Origin of the sequence: Peteryoungia wuzhouensis, from assembly GCF_003205195.1 — a bacterium.
GTDB classification, from domain to species: Bacteria; Pseudomonadota; Alphaproteobacteria; order Rhizobiales; family Rhizobiaceae; genus Allorhizobium; species Allorhizobium wuzhouense.
This window is the reverse complement of sequence record NZ_QJRY01000005.1, coordinates 20,575-40,431: the sequence shown is the minus strand read 5'-3', so window position 1 is coordinate 40,431 and position 19,857 is coordinate 20,575. Positions and strand designations below refer to the sequence as shown.

At 58.0% G+C, this 19,857-nt stretch carries 17 protein-coding genes; 11 read left to right on the top strand and 6 right to left on the bottom strand.

Annotated elements, in window-relative coordinates; genetic code table 11:
• Nucleotides 1-362: 362 nt before the first annotated feature.
• The 9 genes from DMY87_RS14110 to DMY87_RS14070 all read left to right on the top strand — a co-directional run bounded on the left by DMY87_RS14110 (nucleotide 363) and on the right by DMY87_RS14070 (nucleotide 8,273).
• Nucleotides 363-1,520, top strand: coding sequence for an ABC transporter substrate-binding protein (locus tag DMY87_RS14110; RefSeq protein ID WP_110792585.1), 1,158 nt, complete (start codon nucleotides 363-365; stop codon nucleotides 1,518-1,520).
• Between the two features lie 85 nt (nucleotides 1,521-1,605).
• Entirely contained in the window at nucleotides 1,606-2,466 is an 861-nt protein-coding gene (locus DMY87_RS14105) for a branched-chain amino acid ABC transporter permease (RefSeq protein WP_110792287.1), read from the top strand.
• A gap of 1 nt (nucleotide 2,467) precedes the next feature.
• Nucleotides 2,468-3,469 (top strand): branched-chain amino acid ABC transporter permease, encoded by a 1,002-nt coding sequence (locus DMY87_RS14100; RefSeq protein WP_110792286.1) that lies wholly within the window; start codon nucleotides 2,468-2,470, stop codon nucleotides 3,467-3,469.
• Entirely contained in the window at nucleotides 3,456-4,205 is a 750-nt protein-coding gene (locus DMY87_RS14095) for an ABC transporter ATP-binding protein (protein ID WP_110792285.1), read from the top strand. The genes DMY87_RS14100 and DMY87_RS14095 overlap by 14 nt, the downstream gene beginning before the upstream one ends.
• A complete protein-coding gene (locus DMY87_RS14090) occupies nucleotides 4,198-4,917 on the top strand; it encodes an ABC transporter ATP-binding protein (protein WP_110792284.1) in 720 nt (239 codons plus the stop codon). Before DMY87_RS14095 ends, DMY87_RS14090 begins: the two co-directional genes overlap by 8 nt.
• 20 nt (nucleotides 4,918-4,937) lie before the next feature.
• The gene (locus DMY87_RS14085) at nucleotides 4,938-6,161 is read left to right on the top strand and encodes a cytochrome P450 (RefSeq protein ID WP_165826240.1); all 1,224 of its coding nucleotides are present in this window, start codon (nucleotides 4,938-4,940) and stop codon (nucleotides 6,159-6,161) included.
• An 8-nt stretch (nucleotides 6,162-6,169) separates the two neighbouring features.
• Complete coding sequence (locus tag DMY87_RS14080; RefSeq protein WP_110792283.1) at nucleotides 6,170-6,493, top strand: 2Fe-2S iron-sulfur cluster-binding protein; 324 nt, start codon at nucleotides 6,170-6,172, stop codon at nucleotides 6,491-6,493.
• On the top strand, nucleotides 6,490-7,737 hold the full coding sequence (locus tag DMY87_RS14075; protein WP_110792282.1) for an NAD(P)/FAD-dependent oxidoreductase: 1,248 nt from the start codon (nucleotides 6,490-6,492) through the stop codon (nucleotides 7,735-7,737). Before DMY87_RS14080 ends, DMY87_RS14075 begins: the two co-directional genes overlap by 4 nt.
• Entirely contained in the window at nucleotides 7,737-8,273 is a 537-nt protein-coding gene (locus DMY87_RS14070) for a MarR family winged helix-turn-helix transcriptional regulator (RefSeq protein ID WP_110792281.1), read from the top strand. The genes DMY87_RS14075 and DMY87_RS14070 overlap by 1 nt, the downstream gene beginning before the upstream one ends.
• 88 nt (nucleotides 8,274-8,361) lie before the next feature.
• Here DMY87_RS14070 and DMY87_RS14065 read toward each other — a convergent pair whose 3' ends face one another.
• The 3 genes from DMY87_RS14065 to DMY87_RS14055 form a co-directional block, all read right to left on the bottom strand.
• Nucleotides 8,362-9,624, bottom strand: a complete 1,263-nt coding sequence (locus DMY87_RS14065; RefSeq protein WP_110792280.1) for a type II toxin-antitoxin system HipA family toxin — start codon at nucleotides 9,622-9,624, stop codon at nucleotides 8,362-8,364.
• Nucleotides 9,621-9,848, bottom strand: coding sequence for a helix-turn-helix domain-containing protein (locus DMY87_RS14060; RefSeq protein ID WP_110792279.1), 228 nt, complete (start codon nucleotides 9,846-9,848; stop codon nucleotides 9,621-9,623). The genes DMY87_RS14065 and DMY87_RS14060 overlap by 4 nt, the downstream gene beginning before the upstream one ends.
• 143 nt (nucleotides 9,849-9,991) lie before the next feature.
• A complete protein-coding gene (locus DMY87_RS14055) occupies nucleotides 9,992-10,903 on the bottom strand; it encodes an HNH endonuclease (protein WP_110792278.1) in 912 nt (303 codons plus the stop codon).
• A 158-nt stretch (nucleotides 10,904-11,061) separates the two neighbouring features.
• On the opposite strand from DMY87_RS14055, the gene DMY87_RS14050 reads away from it, so the two are divergent.
• A complete protein-coding gene (locus DMY87_RS14050) occupies nucleotides 11,062-13,410 on the top strand; it encodes a hypothetical protein (protein WP_110792277.1) in 2,349 nt (782 codons plus the stop codon).
• Between the two features lie 460 nt (nucleotides 13,411-13,870).
• Nucleotides 13,871-14,701, top strand: a complete 831-nt coding sequence (locus DMY87_RS14045) for a glycoside hydrolase family 16 protein (RefSeq protein ID WP_110792276.1) — start codon at nucleotides 13,871-13,873, stop codon at nucleotides 14,699-14,701.
• Nucleotides 14,702-14,841: 140 nt separating this feature from the next.
• Here DMY87_RS14045 and DMY87_RS14040 read toward each other — a convergent pair whose 3' ends face one another.
• From DMY87_RS14040 to DMY87_RS14030, 3 genes are read right to left on the bottom strand one after another with little or no spacing between them, the layout of a single operon-like run.
• Complete coding sequence (locus tag DMY87_RS14040; protein ID WP_110792275.1) at nucleotides 14,842-16,440, bottom strand: carbamoyltransferase C-terminal domain-containing protein; 1,599 nt, start codon at nucleotides 16,438-16,440, stop codon at nucleotides 14,842-14,844.
• The gene (locus DMY87_RS14035; protein WP_110792273.1) at nucleotides 16,437-18,665 is read right to left on the bottom strand and encodes a family 16 glycosylhydrolase; all 2,229 of its coding nucleotides are present in this window, start codon (nucleotides 18,663-18,665) and stop codon (nucleotides 16,437-16,439) included. The genes DMY87_RS14040 and DMY87_RS14035 overlap by 4 nt, the downstream gene beginning before the upstream one ends.
• Nucleotides 18,662-19,534 (bottom strand): glycosyltransferase family 32 protein, encoded by an 873-nt coding sequence (locus DMY87_RS14030; protein WP_205908165.1) that lies wholly within the window; start codon nucleotides 19,532-19,534, stop codon nucleotides 18,662-18,664. Before DMY87_RS14030 ends, DMY87_RS14035 begins: the two co-directional genes overlap by 4 nt.
• Nucleotides 19,535-19,857 lie beyond the last annotated feature (323 nt).

Sequence of the window (19,857 nt, the reverse complement as noted above, 5' to 3'; positions counted from 1 at the left end):
CGAGGGGCCGACCTTACTCCATCACTCTCCATCGTGATCAGCTCCCGATCTTCCTTGAAAATATCGACGACCGGGGTCGCAGCCTCAAACGCTTAATTGGCAGTGTCGGCGACGCCGGCCAGGAAAAAGCCCAGCCCCGCTACCGCATAGGTTTTGGCAGCGTCGTAACCGGCAACGATGGCATCGATGGGCTCAACAGGATGCCTTCAGATGCGCACCGCAAGCCCGCCTGAAAAATTCAGTTGACATCGCAACTCAGTATCGCATTATGTTGTGCGAGTTGTGATAGCAACTCATTTGCAATGCGGCCTCGAGGAGCGGACCGCACGCATCAAGTGGTTTGGGAGGATCGCATGTTCAATCTGAAAAGTGCCGCCCTTGCGGCGGCATTCGCACAGCTATGCGCCGGAATCTGTTGGGCCGATACGATCAAGGTCGGTGTCATCGCCGAGTTTTCGGGCCCGTTTGCCATCTATGGCAAGCAGTACAAAGAGGCGATCGAGGTCTATGTCGCCAAGCACGGCAACCAGGCCGGCGGTCATACCATCGAGTTCATCTACAAGGATGTCGGCGGCGCCAATCCCGACCTTGCCAAGACGCTAGCGCAAGAATTGCTGATCCGCGAGGAGGTCGACTATCTCGCTGGCTTCACCTTCACGCCGAATGCGCTGGCCGTCGCGCCGCTCATCGACCAGTCCGAAACACCCACCGTGATCTTCAATGCGGCAACCTCCGCCATCAACAAGGGTTCGCCCTATTTCCTGCGGTCGAGCTATACCCTGTGGCAGGTTTCGGCCCCACTGGCAGACTGGGCGTTCGACCAGGGCATCAAGTCGGTGGTCACCGCCGTTTCCGATTATGGCCCAGGCATCGATGCCGAAAAGGCCTTCAAGGCGGCGTTCGAGAAGAAGGGCGGAAAGGTTCTCGACAGCATCCGTATGCCCGTCGCGACGACGGACTTCACGCCGTTCATCCAGCGCGTCCGCGGCCAGGCGCCCGAAGCCGTCTTCGCCTTCCTGCCCGGCGGCCCGCCGACCTTCGGCTTCACTAAGACCTATAACGAAAACGGGCTTGCAGCGGCCGGTATTCGCTTCCTTGGCACGGCCGAGACAGAGGAATCCAACCTGCAGGCACTTGGCGACGCGGCCATCGGGCTGACGACCGCCTATCACTATTCCGGCGCCCATGATTCCGATCTCAATCGGGAATTCAACAAGACGCTGACGGAGAAGTTTCCCGGAGCGGTCGCCAACTGGGCATCCGTCGGTGCCTATGACGGCACGCACCTGATCTACGAGATGGTCAAGGCGGCGGCCAGCGATGGACCGAAGGCGCTGGAAGCCGTGAAAGCCCTGACATGGGAAAGTCCGCGGGGTCCGCTCGAAATGGATCCGGAAACCCGCACCGTCAAGCAGAACGTCTATATCCGCGAGGTCGAGCGGGACAAGGACAGCGGCCTGCTCGTGAACCGCGAGAAGGGCGTCATCGCCACCGTCGGCGATCTTGGCTGGACCCAGTAAGCGAGCACTCACTTCGTCACGAGACCACCTCATCCGCGCGCAGCGGCGCGGATGAACGGCCTCCCTTGCCCTACCGGAGAAGACGATGTCCCTCATTCTCAATATCGCCATCGACGGCATCGCCTATGGAATGATCCTGTTCATGATCTCCGTCGGCCTGTCGGTGACCATGGGCCTGATGCGCGTCATCAACCTTGCCCATGGTGCCTTCGCCCTTGCCGGCGGCGCCTTGGCGCATTTTCTCGTGATCCACGCCGGCCTCGGCTATCTGCTGGCTGTCCCGCTGGCGATTGCGGGCGTCGTCATCATCGCCTTCGTCAGCGAGCGCATCCTGTTCCGCCGCATCTACGATCTGGGCGAACTGCAGCAGGTGCTCACCACGATCGGCATCACCTTCATGGGCATAGCGGTCGTCAGCAAGCTGCTCGGATCGAGCCTTCTGGCCATTCCCCTTCCCATATTCTTGCAACAGTCCGTCGATCTTGGTTTTCGCGTGCTGCCGGCCCATCGGCTTGCGGTCATCGTCGTGGGGCTTGGCGTCATCGGCGGACTCTATCTCACCCTGGAGCGCAGCCGCTTCGGAACCCGGCTTCGCGCTGCGGTCGACAACCGCAACATCGCCAGCGCGCTCGGCATCAACACCGATACGATCTATGCGGCCACATTCTGTCTGGGCGCGGGGCTCGCGGCGCTGGGCGGCATACTCGGAGCCGAATTACTCCCGATCGATGCCTACTATCCGCTGCGCTACATGGTGCTGTTCCTGATCGTCGTCTCTGTCGGCGGCTTGGGCTCGATCTCGGGCTCTTTCGCGGCAGCAATTGCGCTCGGGATACTGGAGACCGCATCCCGCTACCTGATCCCCGATTTCGGCACCATCATCTTCTTCGCCGCGGTCATGGCCCTTCTCGCCGTGCGTCCCGCCGGCCTGCTCGGAAAGGCATAACATGACCGCACACGATCTCGCCGCGGTGAAGCCAAACGGGTTTGCGGGCCGTATCCCGCTGCTGTCCGAAGCCGTGATTCTGGCGCTTGCCGTCGCGGCCTACTTCGCCTTCCCCTACGATCTTGCGCTTGTCACGCGCTTCCTGATCATGATCCTGTTCGTGCTCTCGCTCGATCTGGTGCTCGGCTATGCCGGCATCGCCACGCTCGGCCACGCCGCACTCTATGGCACGGGGGCCTATGCAGCGGGCCTTTTTGCCGTCCATGTCTCTGCCGACCCGATCGTCGGCCTTGCGGTGGGTGCGGTGGCGGGTGCAGGCCTTGCCTTCGTCTCGGGCCTGCTCCTGATGCGCGCCCACGGGCTGACCTTGCTGATGCTGTCCATTGCCGTCACGCTCATCTGCCAGGAGATTGCCAACAAGGCCCGCGATCTAACCGGCGGTGCCGACGGGTTGCGCGGCATCCGCATGGAGCCGGTGCTTGGCCTGTTCACGTTCGATTTCATTGGTCGCACCGGCTACTGGTACGCGCTCGCCGTCGTCTGTCTCTGCTATATCGCCCTTAAGGTCGTTACCAACTCGCCGCTCGGGCTTTCGATCCGAGGCGCCAAGGATAGCGCCTCGCGCATGGTGGCGATCGGCAGCCCCGTTTATTGGCGGCTGGTCACTGTCTATACGATAGGCGGTGGCATTGCCGGCATTGCCGGCGCCCTTGCGGCCCAGGTCACCCAGCTCGTCAGCCTGGAAGCCTATGCCTTCAATCTCTCGGCCGAGGCCTTGATCATGCTGATCCTCGGCGGAGCCGGCAGGCTCTATGGTGCGATCATCGGCGTCATCATTTTCATGACCGTCCACCACGTCGCTGCTGCCGTCGATCCATTCAACTGGCTGTTCGTCATCGGCGCCATGGTCCTTGGCATCGTCTTCTTCGTGCCACCGGGCGTGCTTGGCCTGCCCGAGGCCCTTGTCGCGCTCTTCCGGAGGAACACCAATGCGAGGCCTTGAAGTACGTGGCTTGAAAAAGTCCTTTGGCGGACTGACTGTGGCGGAAGGTATCGATTTCGACCTCCCGCCCGGCGCCCGCAAGGCTCTCATCGGGCCGAACGGCGCGGGCAAGACCACTTTTGCCAATCTTGTGACCGGCAAACTCCACCCCAGCGGCGGCACCATCCATTTCGATGGTGTCGACATTGGCACCCTCGGCGAAGCTGAACGGGTCAAGCGCGGCATTGCCAAGACCTTTCAGATCACGACGCTGTTTCGCACGCTGACAGTGCGGGAGAACATCCGCCTGCCGATCCTCGAGCGGCTCGGGCGCGGAGGACGCATCTTTGGTCGGGCAGCGGCCGATCCGGCGGTCGAAGCAGAAATACAGGCTCTGCTTGGACAGTTCGCCCTGACATCACTGGCCGACATACCAGTCCATCTGCTCGCCTATGGCCAGCAGAGGCTCGTCGAACTGGCGCTAACGCTCGCGCTCAAGCCGCGCGTCCTGATCCTGGACGAGCCCGCCGCCGGTGTCCCGTCAAGTGAAAGTCACCTGATCCTGCAGGCCATCGAGCAACTGCCAGCCGAGCTTGCGGTGTTGATCATCGAGCATGACATGGATCTCGTTTTCCGGGTGGCCAGTTCCCTCGTTGTCCTCGTCAATGGTCGTATCCTGACAGAAGGCACTCCCGCAGAAATCAGCTGCCATCCCATGGTGCGCCAACTCTATCTCGGAGAGACCACCCATGCCTGAGACAAAGCCTGACTTTGCGCTGTCGCTCCAAAACGTAACGGCCGGTTACGGCCAGACCCATATACTGCGGAACCTTTCACTGCGGATCATACGCGGCGAACGTGTGGCGGTGATCGGGCGCAACGGCGCCGGAAAGACCACGATGCTCTCAACCGTCATGGGTCTGACGCGGTTGCACGGTGGTCGCGTCTCCTTGGGCGAGGAGGATATCTCGCGACTTTCTCCGCATCAACGTTCGATGCGCGGCTTGGGTCTGGTACCCCAGACCAGGGACATTTTCGCCTCGCTCACCGTCGAAGAAAATCTGACGGCCGTCATGCGTGGGAAATCGACCCTTGATGAGGCCTATGCGCTTTTCCCGCGCCTGAAAGAGCGTCGCCGGAATGGCGGTACGCAGCTTTCCGGAGGTGAGCAACAGATGCTCACGATCGCCCGGACGCTGATGACCGAGCCAGATGTGGTGCTGCTCGACGAGCCGCTGGAGGGTCTGGCACCTGTCATCTGCGAGCAGCTCATGCAGGCTTTCGAGCAACTGGCGGCTGATGGTCGACGCACGGTGGTGCTGGTGGAGCAGCACGCTTCGGCAGCACTCGCCTTCGCCACCCGCGCCATCGTCATCACAAACGGATCCATCGTCTACGACGACAGCGCCGCCGCCCTGAAACAACAACCGGAGCTGCTGGAACGCCATATCGGCGTCGCCCGCGGCTGATTGCTCGAGGAGGTAAAAAAATGAATATGATTGAAGGCCACAAGGTATTCGAACCCGGCCCTGGCATCCCCGTGTGGGATATCGATCCATATGCCGAAGAGATCCTGCTCAGTCCCGCCGAATACTATGCGGAACTTCGCGCTCGCGGCCCCCTAGTCTACATTCCCAAATGGTCGGTGCTCGCCTCCGGTCGTTACGAGGAAACGCGCGAGATCTTTTCTGATCACAACAGGTTCGTTTCCTCGCGCGGTGTCGGCCTCAACGACTTCAAGTACGGCAAGCCCTGGCGTCCACCCTCGATCATCCTCGAAGTCGATCCGCCAGATCACACCAAGACCCGGAAGGTAATGGCACGGGCATTGTCGCCAAAGGCCATTTCCGGCCTCAAGGACGAGTTTCGCCAGACCGCCGAGACGATCGTCGGCCAACTATTGGAGCGCGGCAGTTTCGAAGCAGTCGCCGACCTCGCGGAAGCCTTCCCCGTTGCAGTCTTTCCAAAGGCTGTCGGCATGGTTGATAGCGACCGCCGCCGCCTGGTGGATTATGGCGCCATGGTGTTCAACGCGCTGGGCCCGGACAACAAGTTCCGCCGCGCAGCCATGGCCCAGGCCTCTGACATCGTTCCGTGGATCGCGGCCGCTTGCGCCCGCGACCGCCTGAGCACGGATGGCCTCGGCGCTCTGATCTATGCCGCGGTCGACGATGGCGAGGTGACGGAAGAGGAAGCCGCCATGCTGGTCCGCTCCTTCCTGTCGGCGGGTGTCGATACGACCGTGACCGGGATCGGCAGCGCTTTGTGGTGTCTGGCTTCCAATCCATCGGAATACGAGAAACTGAAGGCTGATCCGTCGCTGGCCCGGCCCTGCTTCGAGGAAGTCCTTCGCTACACGTCGCCGGTGCATACCTTCGCACGCACAGCCAACCAGAATACCGAGGTCGCGGGCGTCGCAATCGCCGAGGGTACAAAGATCCTCTGCGCCCTCGCTTCCGCCAATCTCGATCCGCAAAAATGGGCCGATCCGGAGACGTTCCGGATGGACCGAAAGCCCGTGGGCCACATGGCTTTCGGCGCCGGCGTCCATGGTTGCGTCGGGCAGAACCTGGCCCGGCTGGAACTTGAGGCGGTACTGACCGTGCTGGCCGAAAAGGTGGACCGCATCGAGTTCGCCGGCGAGGCTCTCTGGCGCCCTAACAACGCGATCCGGGCGCTCGACCGTATGCCGCTGCGCTTCATCGGCAGATAGGAGAAGCCATGACCAAGATCGTTTTCATGTCGCATGATGGCGCCACGACCGAGGTCGAGGCGATCGATGGCGACAATATCATGCGTGTCGCCCTTGCCAACGATGTCGATGGCATCATCGGGGAATGCGGCGGTTCCATGATGTGCGCCACCTGTCATTGCTATGTGGACGACGCCTGGGCCCAGCGCGTCGGCCCCCGCGCCGATGGCGAGGAGGACATGCTGGAAAGCGCGGCCTGCGAGGTCAGGCCGACAAGCCGCCTCTCCTGCCAAATCCGCATCGCCGCCGAACTGGATGGCCTGGTGATCCACCTGCCGGAGAGCCAGACATGACGCTCGAAAGCAACAAGGGTGTCGTGATCGTCGGAACGGGCCAGGGCGGCTTCCAGCTTGCCGCCTCCCTGCGCCAAGAGGGCTATGAAGGCGCGATCACCATGATCGGCGACGAACCGGGCCTGCCCTATCAGCGCCCGCCGCTTTCCAAGGCCTATTTGAAGGAAGGACGCGCCGAGGCGATCCAGTTGCGGCCGGAGAGTTTTTACGAGCGAAACGCGATCCGGCTGATCGCGCCGGAACGCGCGATCAGCATCGACCGGCAGGCAAGAGCGGTTGAGACATTGACGGGGCGTCCGATCGGCTACGACCACCTGGTTCTAGCCACGGGCGCCCGCAACGCGGTGCCACCCATCCCCGGGCTGGACGCTCGCAACGTCCATGGCCTGCGAAGCGCCGCAGATGCCGACACGCTGCGCGCGGGTCTTGCCATCAAGCGCCGGATCATTGTGATCGGCGGCGGGTTCATTGGCCTGGAATTCGCCGCCGTGACCGTCGCGTCCGGACACCATGTGACGGTGGTTGAAGCTGCGCCGCGTTTGATGGCCCGCGCGGTGTCGCCGGCCATGTCGGAACACTTCCGTTTGTTCCACGCAGCTCTCGGCACGCGCCTTGTACTCGGCACCGGCGTGACCGAGGTGCTGCGAGGCACCGACGGCCTGGCCATGGGGGTCAGGCTTTCCGATGGAAAAACATTGGATGGCGATATGATCCTGCTTGCGGCGGGCGTACGTCCCAACGTCGAGCTCGCCGAAGCAGCCGGGCTTGCCGTGGCAAACGGCATCATTGTCGATAACGGGCTCGTCACTGAAGACCCCTCAATCTCGGCATTCGGCGACTGCGCGGCCTTCCCCGACCCGGTGGGCGGCGAGTTGATAAGGCTCGAATCCGTTCAAGCCGCCACTGACCAGGCGCGTACCATCGCCCGGCGCCTGATCGGCAAGTTCTCCGGTTACGATGCCGTTCCCTGGTTCTGGAGCGACCAATCCGATTGGAAGCTGCAGATCGCAGGCCTTGGCACCGGTGCCGACGAGGATGTCGCCATCGAGTATCCCAAGGACCGAAAGCTTGTATTCCGCTTCAAAATGGGCCAGTTGTTGGCAGTGGAAACGATCAATGCCGCTGGCGAACACATGGCCGCCCGACAGCTTCTGCGACGGGCCGAACGGGTCACTCGCGCAGCTCTTGAAAAGCGACGCTTCGATATCGGCGGCTTGGCAAAGGCAGTGAAAGACCAAAACTGATGAGCCCACCTGAAACGCGGACGAAACCGTCACAAACCTTATTGCGCCAGACGTGTCCCGCGGGCCGGATCTCGAGATCCATCACGACCCGGGATGATGTCGAGATTCTCGACATCAGCAACTATATCCCGTTCTTCCTTTCCAGCATCAATAATGCGCTGTCTCGCGGTGCGTCCGCCATCTACCGGGAGCAATTCGGCATAGGCATCACGGAATGGCGCGCGATCTCGATGCTTGCCATCGAGCCCGAAATTACCGCCGCCCGCATCTGCGAAGTGGTGAACCTCGACAAGGCAGCCGCGAGCCGCGCGCTGGCGACACTTGACCAAATGGGTTATCTCGGCTCTGTGAAGTCGGAGAAAGATCCGCGAAAGCGGCGCTGGTGGCTGAATGACAAGGGCTACGAACTTCATGCCAGCATCATCCGCATTGCGCTGGCCCGCGAGGAAACCCTGATAGAAGGCGTGGATCCGCATGACCTGGAAGCGGGCATCCGCGCCATGCGTGTTATGATGAAGAACGTCCGAAATATGTAGCCAAACGTTCCCTCGCTCTTGAAAGGATTCGAACCACCGACCCGTTTGTCCATGGACAAAGCGGTGGATATCGAGACCATTCCACTGCTTAAGAGACCTGCTCCGTGACTCTCTGCAATGAACCAGCCCGGCTTGAGATGACCTTGCGAATTGCGTTCAAGATGGGGTGCCTGATCCCCTCGTCGGCCAGTTCTGCAACAAGGGCATCGGCCTCGCTCACAATCCTTTCGGCCATTTGGGCAAGATCGCGAACAAGGATGCGCTGAGAAGACTTGGTTTCGGGCACCAATGTCTTCCAATGCTTCAGTTGGATGGTGTCGGGCACATCGCGGCCGCCAATCTTCATGGCGAGCCTCTTTGACAAGCGGGGATAAACGGCCGTGCAAACGACATCGTAGATCGGCGCCAGATCCGGTTCATCGGAGCCATAAAGCAGGGCGTAGTTCTTGCCGTGGGCATCAGCGTTGCCGACGAGATAATGGAAAATCAGCATGCGGATGAATTGCAACCGATCCGCGACAGGTCTAGCGCAGGCCTGGTCGATCAGCCTGAGAGCATGTTCTGTCCCCGGTCCGCCCTCGGCCTCATACTTCAGCTCCGGCGGGACGCTAAGGGCCTGGCAGAAGTCTTCCTGGTGTAGGCGCTCAATGATGCCGTCTGCAGCTTTCGTCCGATCATAACGCTCAACCAGGAGAAAGGCAGTCGCCCCGTCTAGACGTATCTCGACATGGGGTACCGGCAGCTTGAGGCGGGCAGCCAGCCGCATACAAAAATACTCGTTCTCCACCGTGCCTTCCAACGCCTGGATGACTGGTTTCAAGATATGGGTCGTTGGTCTGCCGTCTTTTGCCAAGGCAATGGAATCTCCATCGACAATGACCGCCAGTTTATCCTGCCCGCCGGCGAGCGATAAGCGAATGCCCTCGTCTCCACCAAGCAAAGGCCGGGTCCGCAGCCTGCTGAGAATTTCATCCACACGTTCCGAAGTGAGGACTTCGGCGTGGGATCGGCCAGAAGGTTCGGGCGCCGTGCCTGTAGGGTAGAGTGACAAAGCACCTGCGCACTCGCCCCCGATAACTTCCAGCAGCCCGAAGGAATTGCCTGCCGAGAGGCCGAGCGCACCAGCTAGGCGTTGCCGCGCGCCTTCGTCCGGCAAGAGACCGGAGAAAAACGGGCGCACCACCGGATCACCAAAGGGTTCTTCTTGCAGGGGCATCGAGAACGAGATCGCACGCGATCGTTGGTCCAAGAGATACGCGCCATCGTAGGCAAAGGTCAGCAGGCCGTCGTCAAGCCGGGCAAGCACGCCGGCCTTGGTGTCGCGAAAATAGACATCCAATACGCGGGTCATGATCGAGGACCCTGGCGACGACCGACCGAAACAACGAGGCCCAAACCAGCCAGGACTTGCATCGCACGGCCAATTTGGCAGCTCTCTTTGCCGGCCTCGAGTTCACGCAGAAACCTTACGCCAACACCAATCACCCCGGCGAGTTGCTCCTGGGTCAATCCCTGCTGTTTGCGCTCCTGACGGATCAGCATGCCGAGGCTTTTTGTATCTGATATCTTTTCCATAATCACCCCTATCGGGACGATTATATCACCGAAAGGCGCAAATGGAAGCCAAAAGAACCGATCGGGATGATTTGCAGGTTTCCTTGCTTCGCACTGTCGAAATAGACCCGTTCGGGAGTATAGAACCAAAGGCAAAGGCACGTTCACTGCTTGAAGCGATTCTCGCGGTGCCACCTCAGGAACTGGGGATGTGGCCGCTCGAACACCCTGCTAGGCACGATCGCCTTCCCAGTCCTGTTGAGGAGTCCTTGAATGCTGTCAGGATCATTAGCCTGACGCGATATCAGGATATCAAGGTCGTCCGAAAGGCCAATCAGACCGCGATCAAACATCCAGTGTGCGGTACCCGAAAGAGCAATTCCGTTGGAAAGAATGTCAGGCCCGCTCGCTTCCACTGGCCGGATATGTGCGGCGTCGACCTCCGCCCGGCCACCACCGTTGATGAGCTTCAATCCCGTGATGGCGCATCGTTTGTCATAGGCGTGAAGAACGAGCCGGCGAAACAGCCGATTTCGAACAATCCGCGACGAGAGTTGCATAACCCGGTCGCGCTCCTGCTCGAACATGAACGGCGCTTGAGCTTCATCTGCAAATCCATCGACCGCATGCGTCACCCCCGGCTCATCCAGCCGAGGCAGTTCAGGCTCATGCTCGTCTATTCCAATCGATACGATGCGGTTGAAATCTGCTGAGGACATCGGCCGGACCGCAGCCTGTGCCCTGCCGGAAATACGGCCCTCTTCATTCAGCACGCCCCGCTCTATGACACCGTCTGGTCCACTGAACGGAACGGGATTGATAAAGTCGAGATAGCTACCGTGTTCAATCAGCGCCAGATACATGCCGGGCGCCTTCGGATCAGCAATTACCCGTTCAACCTTGGCGACAGCAAAATAGCCGCGGGTCGCTGCGACCTTCCGAGGCTCATAGTACACGATCCAGTCACCGACGCATGCCTGGACACGACCGAGATACTGGCCCGGAAACTGATATTGTTCAGCCGGGCTGTCGTCGTAAATCGAATCTGACCGGTGAATGAAAACCCCGAATCCCATCCGCAACCTTTAGCATGAGGCACTTGATGCTTCATTGGAAATTTGGGGACCTAGGCCTAGCCCCAAAAGCTCGCCGCTGCGGCAATACCATTTGTTAAATGTCCACTCCTATTCCCGCCCGCCCTCGACACCGGTATCGAGAGAAATGGAATAAGAGCATGGCAAAACACGATCTTTCAACTCATCACTTTCAACGAAAAATCTCGGATTTCTGCGAGGTGCGCATCGCGCCAATCGCCTCAAAGCGGGTGCTGGAAAGCATTCGGCCCTATCTCATAGGTCTTGTCATCCACCGCCGGCCACCACCGATCGTTAGTGGCCGTATAGATTGGACGGCCATTGGCGAGGCATGCGGGATCGAAAACCAATTGACAGCCGATTTGAAGAAGGCGCTCCGTCCGGGACTGGACGCGATTATCCGCTGGCTCGGAGAACCGCCTGCCGCCGATGACATCCAGTCAACGAAAACACGCACGAAATCGCGCAATGCCGTTCGGAGCAAGGTGGAAACTGCGACGCGTTCCAGACCGCGACAGATCCTCTCCGACAAGACCCCGGCTACCTCGTCGTCAGTGCCGAGGGGACCACAATCGAAACCAATCAGTCCATTCCCTGAGCCATTGTTTGAGGCGACCGATGATCCGGCGAGCTTTAACGATGCGCTCGTTTATCACATGCGCCGGTTCGGCGAGAGCTACTGGCAACTCTACCGCGCCGTCGTTCGCCTGGGCGAGACGTTCGATGACAAGACTCTGCTGTCGTGGGTTCAGGGCGAGCGGGTGCCGCGATCTCTGACGAGCTTCGAGATCCTGTCCCGTATCGAGCGGCGCTACCGACTGGGACAGGGCTATTTCAAAGCGAAGCTGCCGCACCAATCCCGCTCCCTATACGGCCATGATATGGGCGACATCAGCGCTGCGGAGCGGCGACGACTTGCATGGCATCTTCCTGATAATTTCAGCAGCTTGCCGTTCTCCAAGCGGGAGGAAATCATCGAATGGGTGCGCCGGGTCATCATCTCGGGCTCAACCGACTATCGTCGCTACCAGGCAGCGGCAACCAAACAGCGTTATGCAATACGATTTCCGGGGATCACCTATGGCGGAGGCACCCTGTCTCCACGACCACAAATGAACCCGGACAGCGCGAGCCACAATCCCAAGGCCTTTGAAGATCCTGATCTCCTGTCCGGCGTCGTCGATGCGCCGCCGCGGCTGGCTATGGAGATGGCCGATCTGATCCGCTTCAAGACATCGACGCTGACCGCAATCGGCTTCCAACGAAATGGAGTTTGGGGAGAGGAAACCGCATCCCAGAAGGTCGAGCATCTCGGCCTTATGTTCGGGGCGCTCGCCGCCTCACCTGCCGGCGTCGTCAAAGGGCGCGGTGTGCCGCTCAGCCAACTGACCTTTGGTCTGTTGATCTTCCCAGGCGTCTGGGACTGGTACCTCCAATGGCGGGAGAAGCGCCGTGGCTTCTACACCAAATGGGAAGAAGACATGCTGATGGTGGCGCAAGCTCTCACGCGGGCGGAGGTGGGCTGGATCCGCCAGCATCCGGAGCTCCTGAAGAAGGTTCAGCCAATCGAAGGGCTGATCGCGCCAGAGGAGATAGAATTCGCAGCGCGCGACTGGCACGGCGCCTGCGACGCATTCCACCGGCATGCTGCCAATCGCTCGAAGGAAATCCAGCGTGTCATGCGCGTGCACCGCGATCCGTTCGAGCCGATCATGGTGGTCCTTGAAGCAGACAGCCCACTGTTGGAATACCGCAAGATCACAGATGAGATCCTGAAGCGTATGCCGGATGAAAACCGCTATCCTCGGGCAGCAGCCGAAGCGGTCCGCTCTTTCCTTTTGCTGCGCCTCGGCCTGCATCTGGGACTTCGGCAAAAGAACCTTCGCCAGCTTCGCTTGTGCCCACGCGGGCATTTCCCGACTTCGGAGCGACGGCTGGAAGACATGAAATGCGGTGAATTGCGCTGGAGCGATCGGGAAAACGGATGGGAGGTCCTCATCCCATCAATCGCCTTCAAGAACTCAGGCTCATCCTTCTTCGGACAAAAGCCGTTCCGGCTGATCCTGCCCGATCTGCTCGATCTCTACAAATATCTTGAGGCCTATATCGATCGCCACCGAGGTGTGCTGCTTGGTTCGGCAAAGGATCCCGGCACCCTGTTCGTCAAGACGGTGAAGACAACCAGCCTGGACGCGGCATACGATTCCACCAAATTCTATGAAGCCTGGCGCACCGTGATCCAACGCTATGGCATCTACAACCCCTATACCGGCCGCGGCGCTATTAAGGGATTGCTGCCGCACGGACCGCATAATCTTCGGGATATTCTGGCAACGCATATCCTCAAGCAGACCGGATCGTATGAGCAGGCGAGTTATGCCATCCAAGACACACCGGATGTCGTTCAGCAGCACTACGGCCGATTCTTGCCGCAGGACAAGGCGGCGCTTGCGGCAAAGATCCTCAATCAGGTTTGGGAAGCCGCATAGCCGCTCGGATGAATGGCTGCTCCACATCGCCCATGCAGATGCAAACCAAGCCCCGCCTCTGTATGGGCCCTGCCGGTCGTCTCCGCCTTGAAAGGAATCGAACTGCCGACCCAGTCGGCGAGGCGTTATGTTCTTGCTAAATTTCCCTGTACGTGCAGCTACTTACTCTCGGGCATGGCCGATATGGAACCGGAAACAACGTCCGGTCCTAGAAGCAAGAGCTCTCATAGAGAGCTAGGGTGGCCTCCATGATCGCTTCCCGACCCCATCTTTGCCACGCAGACCGCATTCGTCCCTCCCTAAGACCTGTCGATCGTTGAGTGTCTGCCGATAGACAATACAGGGGCGATACGGGGCGCGCAGAGCGTGGTTCGCCACCATTCCAACTGTGATATAAGTGCGCTCTCTTCGCCATCACCCCCTAAATCGGCCGGGTCTGAGTTTTGGAGGAAAGTCGGGAATGGCCATCTACAGACTTCATAATCTTCTTTGCTTCGCCTCTTTTGCTGTCGCCGCTCCGGCAGCCGGTGCACAAGAAGCTAAGATACCAACAGGATACAAGCTTGTATGGTCAGATGAATTCGATGGTGCCGGGCTGCCGGATCCGGGGAAATGGGCTTATGATACCGAGGCTAATACGTCAGGCTGGTACAATAACGAGAAACAATATTACGCGGCGGAGAGACCTGAGAACGCACGGGTCAACAACGGTAACCTTACGATAACTGCACGGAAGGAACGGCTGAAGAGCGCGTCCGACTACGGCGGACAGAATTACACTTCCACGCGCCTGGTCACCCGAGGAAAGGCCGCTTGGACTTACGGCCATTTCGCAATCCGCGCACGCCTGCCGTGTGGCAGGGGAACTTGGCCGGCGTTTTGGATGCTTGGCCCTGGCGAGATCCCTTGGCCTGAAAACGGGGAGATTGACATCATGGAGCAAGTCGGCAGTGCTCCAGACAAGATTAAAGGGACAATTCACACGAAGGCAACAGCCGGCACATTCGGCGTCGGCAGTGAAACTATCGTCTCAGATGCATGCCGTCGCTTCCATGTCTATACAATGACCTGGACTCCCGCCGAAATTTCCATCGGAGTTAATGGGCGATCCTACTTCACCTACAAGAATTCTCACGAAGGCAGCAGCAGTTGGCCCTTTGATAGTCCCCACTTTCTCCTCTTAAACCTCGCCATCGGTGGCGACATGGCCGGCGAGATTGATGACACCATCTTTCCTGTTTCAATGGAAATTGACTACGTGCGCGTTTACCAAAAACAATTCGCCCAGTAATAAAACGGTCTGCAGCAACCCCCACCCCTGAACCGCGATCAGTAATTTCGGCGCGGATCAAAGCAACCGGACTGCAGTGACGGGGGAGGCTCGCTTGCCCTGAGATTGACCGGTTAGCACTAGAAAGGATCCACCTTGCATCAATTGCGACCAAGCAGGTATCTCTGATAATGAGCTGACGTTTTCAGCATGTAAATCCGCCCGTCGACTACAAACCCGTCAAGTTGATGCTCCAGGGTGTAAGCTGCAAGATCAGATATCGTGTTAATAAACCCCTTGTTTTTAAAATTGAGTGACGTGTTACACAGCACGCCGTAGCCCGTTAAAGCCTTAAAAGCAGACAGCAGCTCGAACAATGGAGCGTTAGTGTGCGCAGATACTGTTTGAATCCGTGCGGTCCGGTTCACATGGGTCACCGCTTCAAGCCGGTCTGTGGTGGCCCGATAGGTGTAAAGCATGAACGGGCTTGGGTGGCTGCATGCAAACCATTTGTTCGCATCGTCTTCCAAGCAGACAGGAGCGATTGGACGAAATTGCTCACGCTGTTTGATGACGTTCAGTCGCTCTCTGGTGCTGGCATTAAAGGGGGCAGCTAAGATCGAGCGATTACCGAGCGCGCGTGGTCCGATTTCGTACCGACCGCTTACCCATCCTAAGATCATGTCACCGGCCAACATTTCTGCAACGGTCGAGGTTCTGGGCTCGATTTCATCGAACAAGGTGCTGTCGACCAACCCGTCTGAAACGAAGTGCAATCCAGCGTACACATCCCAAGAAATCTTCGGGTCGCCAGTGAAGTGGAACTGTGCGTCAATGGCCGTACCAATCGCCGAACCGGAATCGTTGGTGACAGGAGGAACAAATACCTCGCTAAATAGGCCCGAATCTTTCCACTTGGTGTTCCAATCGCAGTTAAGCCCACACCCCCCGGTTATCAACAGCGGCATGCCTCGTTTGAGATTTTGCTCAGCGAATACGCGAAAGCGGTCAAAAAGGTCGTCGCTGAAGATACCAGCAAAATTTCGGAATTCAGGGTCTTCCACACCAACGTTGTAGTGCGGCAAATTTTTCAATGCTTCGCAATCACGCGGCTTGAGGTGATTACAATCCTGCAACAGGAAGGACGTGATTGTCTTCTCCTCGCTTGAAGGCTGACTTCTTTTCGAAAACGAAGCAAGAGCCATCAATTTTCCCGCGTCGGATAAGCGGGAAAATTCCGCAGTGCTTTTATCAAAGGTAGGATCCGCTAACGCGTAGAGCATAGCGTAACGATGGCCAGGCTCTGGCATCACGTCAGCTATTTTCTTGATATTTAGCTCCGAATCGATTGCATAAAATGCGCCAATGATACCTTCCCAAAGCAACGCGTAGCACGCGGTGCCCTTTGGTAAGCTGGACATCCCAAACGCGCACAGAAGGTGCGAGCGCTCATGGGAAGATGAGAAAAAATCGATGGTCTTTCCCAGAAAGCGTTTTTTACTGACGATCACCTGATCGCTACCACGGTAATCCGCCGCTGCCTCTCCTCCACGCGGAGAATCGCCGGGCCACCAGCCACCTTCACATATGACGTCGGGAACGTCAGGAAGTTCGGCAAGTGCGTCAAATGCATCGGGAACGGACACCGCCGAGTGTCGGTATTTCGAACTCTTCTCAGCCTCGACAGAGAACACCAACCGGCTATCCTCGATATACGCGAACGCGCCGTCATGGCCGGGGTTGTAAGAGAGTATTTTCATATTGAAACCCCGGTGATAGCAGCCTCGTTTGAATCTGAAAGATCCCTCTCGCTCTTCTCGAGCACCAATGGCCTGTGCGCGCTCACTCGTATCGAACGAACGTGTGCCGAGGCCGGAAGCCTCCGGGTTTTAAGGCGGCCCGCGAGGTCGGATGAGCGAGGGGGCCAAGCGTTAAAATGCAACTTCATTGGCAAGTGGGGGATCGGAGTCGGGTTCCAAAGGACACGCCGGTGGACCAGCAAGTCGTCCACTAACCATCGAATCTCGTTTGGGGTCCATTCGATGGCATACCGATGCTCACCCTTCGAGGCATCGAATCCCAACTCGATTTCGCTTGGAGAACCTCGGTAGCCATAGTCGAACTGGTCGCCGTCGCTGCCCGGGTTGTAGAACACATTGACGAGGAGACGCGTCGGCATGTTGCCCGCAATCTCGATGTCAATTTCCTGATGGGGGGAGTTGCGGTGCAGAAAGAATCCCGTGATCACTCCTGGTACATCCGATGCGCGGAACGTTGATTCGAATCTCCCAAAGAGGTAGTCGGCCTGGCTCGTCAGGGCACCTGCGCTGTACTGTCGAACGCCCAACTCTTCTCGGCGAACATAAATCGTTGCACCCTCAGCCCGGTCGTACTCGACGTTCAGAGGACGGAACAGCGCCAGATTTCCAGTGAATGTGTCTGATCGTGCAGACCACCGCAACTGATCGAGCTTCCTAAAGCTCTCGTCGGCCTCGCTCCAATTTTCCTCGCCTTCCGGCGTTTGCGGTACCACCCCAATGCCGGTCCAGGCGTTTTGACTCGGCTCAACCACCCATGGTGATCGGTCCCACTTAGGTATCTTATGATTACGGTCGAGGACAGGTTGTCCATATTTTTCCGCGATATGCCTCTGCCCCACGTCGTGCAACCTCGGGAACGGGCACAGAGGTGGCGCGCACCTGAGATGATCACAGAGGATCCGCCAAGCATTGACTGCGCTAGGGTCAAGGGCGACAACGTCCGTGCCATCCAGGCTGGTTAAAATGTCTCGAAAGGTTTCGCTAGATGCATCGCTCCGGGACCCCGTTACGATGAACTTGGCTTGTGGATATTTGCGCCGAAGATCCTCGACCATCGACGCAAGGGCTCCCACATTGACGTATGCATCGAATATCCGATCAACACGACCCTCTCGAAGTGCGTTCAGCTCATGGATAGGCAGACCATCTAGGTCACTGCAGCATCGGTATCCGAGCATGGACAATGCCATCGAAAGGGATGACAGGCCCGAGTCAAGTGGGCCAAACGCAAAAACAGGAAGCTGGTTCGGACGAGAATTGAAAAGGGCCGCGCCCTCGCTGTTGATAGCTCCGATTTTAGATAGGGTTGGAAGAACCGAGTACGAGTTAGTTGAAGAAACATCTGTTCGTTGGCCGACAATGCTGCGCCTGGTGGCTGCCACTTTCAAGGTGCTGAACTTTTGGTTGATCCAAAGATCGACGGGTCCTCGGCACGGAAGTAAACGGAGAAGCTTTTCTGCGCCTTGTCGGGAAAGGATGTATCCCGACATATACCAAAGTCCGCGCACCGGCCTGAACACGTTGCTCGATATGAACGACTTTGGCGCGCCGTTTTTCACTTCCACATATGAAACGTAAAGAACATCAAGGTCTTCAGATCCTTCTGTTGCAATCGTGAGTTCTCTCCAAGCTTGATCAAGTTGACGAGCAAATCCTGGATGGAACCATACGTCGTCTTCAAGGATGAGAGCATAATTGTCCGTGCCCTGCGCAATTCGTCTCCACACCTCTATGTGTGATTTGGCAACCGCAACTTCTGCCCTACTCATCCGGATCGGCGCTTCAAGCTCGAATTTGCTAGGCAGCGTCCGAGGCTGGGGCTCGACGAAAAGTTGATCCGCCAACGTGTAATAGGGATCTACATCAGAGTCTCGTGGTGGATCCTTGATAAAACTTCTAGCATCTACAGCATTGTGCCGTTCCGTGAGGCCAAGAAGATCATTGCCGGACTCATCCTTGATGCGCCGGAGCTCTTTCTTAATGCGGGACCATCGACCTGGCTCGCGCTCGAGATTAATTACATAGATCCTTCCGATTGTCTGATCGCAAGGATCGCGTTGCCGCCCGAAAGCTTTTGATGTCTGCTTCGGCAGGATTAAGCGGAGGCAGTGTCCCAGATGAAACGCCAAACGAAGGATGGCGAATGGGGTGCGGGCAAGGTTCATTGATTGACCGAAAGCGGGAGCGCGCTATACGCTTTTTGATTGGACAACCTCCAGTTCCTAGAGTCATTGCGGTAACTAAGCGGCCATTGACTGGTGGATATCAGCTCCCAATCGTGGGCGACCTTTAGGGCTTCGACGGAGCATCCTTCGTTGATGATCTCGAAGACTGAGCGGGTGAGATTTCCCGGGCCGGTCGTCGCTTGAACCTCAGGCAACTCGGTGTCTCTGTGCGCTTCAAGAGATGCAGTTGCATTCAACAACGCTCTCTCCACGATTGGATGATTAGGCGGGGCGATCAGCGGCGTTGTGTTGAAGTAAAAAATCCATCCCGGCTTATTAGCGCCGGGCTCGGTGAAAATTGACGGTGGCACCATTTGAGCTGTGGGGATATCGTAACAGAATGGCTGCAGCTTCAATCGTCCATCCACAAAAAGGTGATCAATTGGCATGCCATGGTAGACATCGTCGGCGTCGATGTAGAAACCGCCCTCTAGGAGCACGTAAGCGTAACGGAAGTAGTCCGACATCATTGAAGGATGGTAGCAAGCCTTGAAAGCGTCTTCGTAGCGTTCCCCTAGCCCGCTCCGAATGAACTGGCTCGCCGAGATCATATCAAAGACTTCTAGCTCAAACCCTTCGCTTTCCAGTTGCCTCCAAGACTCCATGCAAGCTCTGACATCATCAGGTAATCGCTGCAAATCGTCCCAGAACTGCACGATACGTTTTGGCGTTGGGCCGGGCCACCTCGTTAAATCGAGCGGAGAGTGCGCACGTCGCTGCACTATATCACGAACGAAATTAGATCGCGCACGTTCGCAAGGCACCAGTGGATCTGCGTCAAAAGCTTGGCCCACATCTGCTGCATTCATTTGCGCTGTTCCCCCCTTAGCAATTTACTACATCTAGCTCGCGCGGTAATTGTGGGAAATCCCGTTTTCACGCGTCTACTCCGATTCTTGTGGACAGGGTGCTGCGGCGCTGGAGCGATGCCACTCGGACGGCGAGTTCCTGTCGGGTGATATGGACCGATTAAACTTTCTAGGTCAGCGATTTTTGGAGTTTCCGCGGGGTTCCCGCGTTAGGCTCGGACGTGAAGCAATCGCGATATTAATCAAGCGTTTGGATGAGGGAACGATCCCCGAGCGATATTTCGTTCTCAAAACTCGGAGATTAGGCCCTTGGCGGTGGCGCA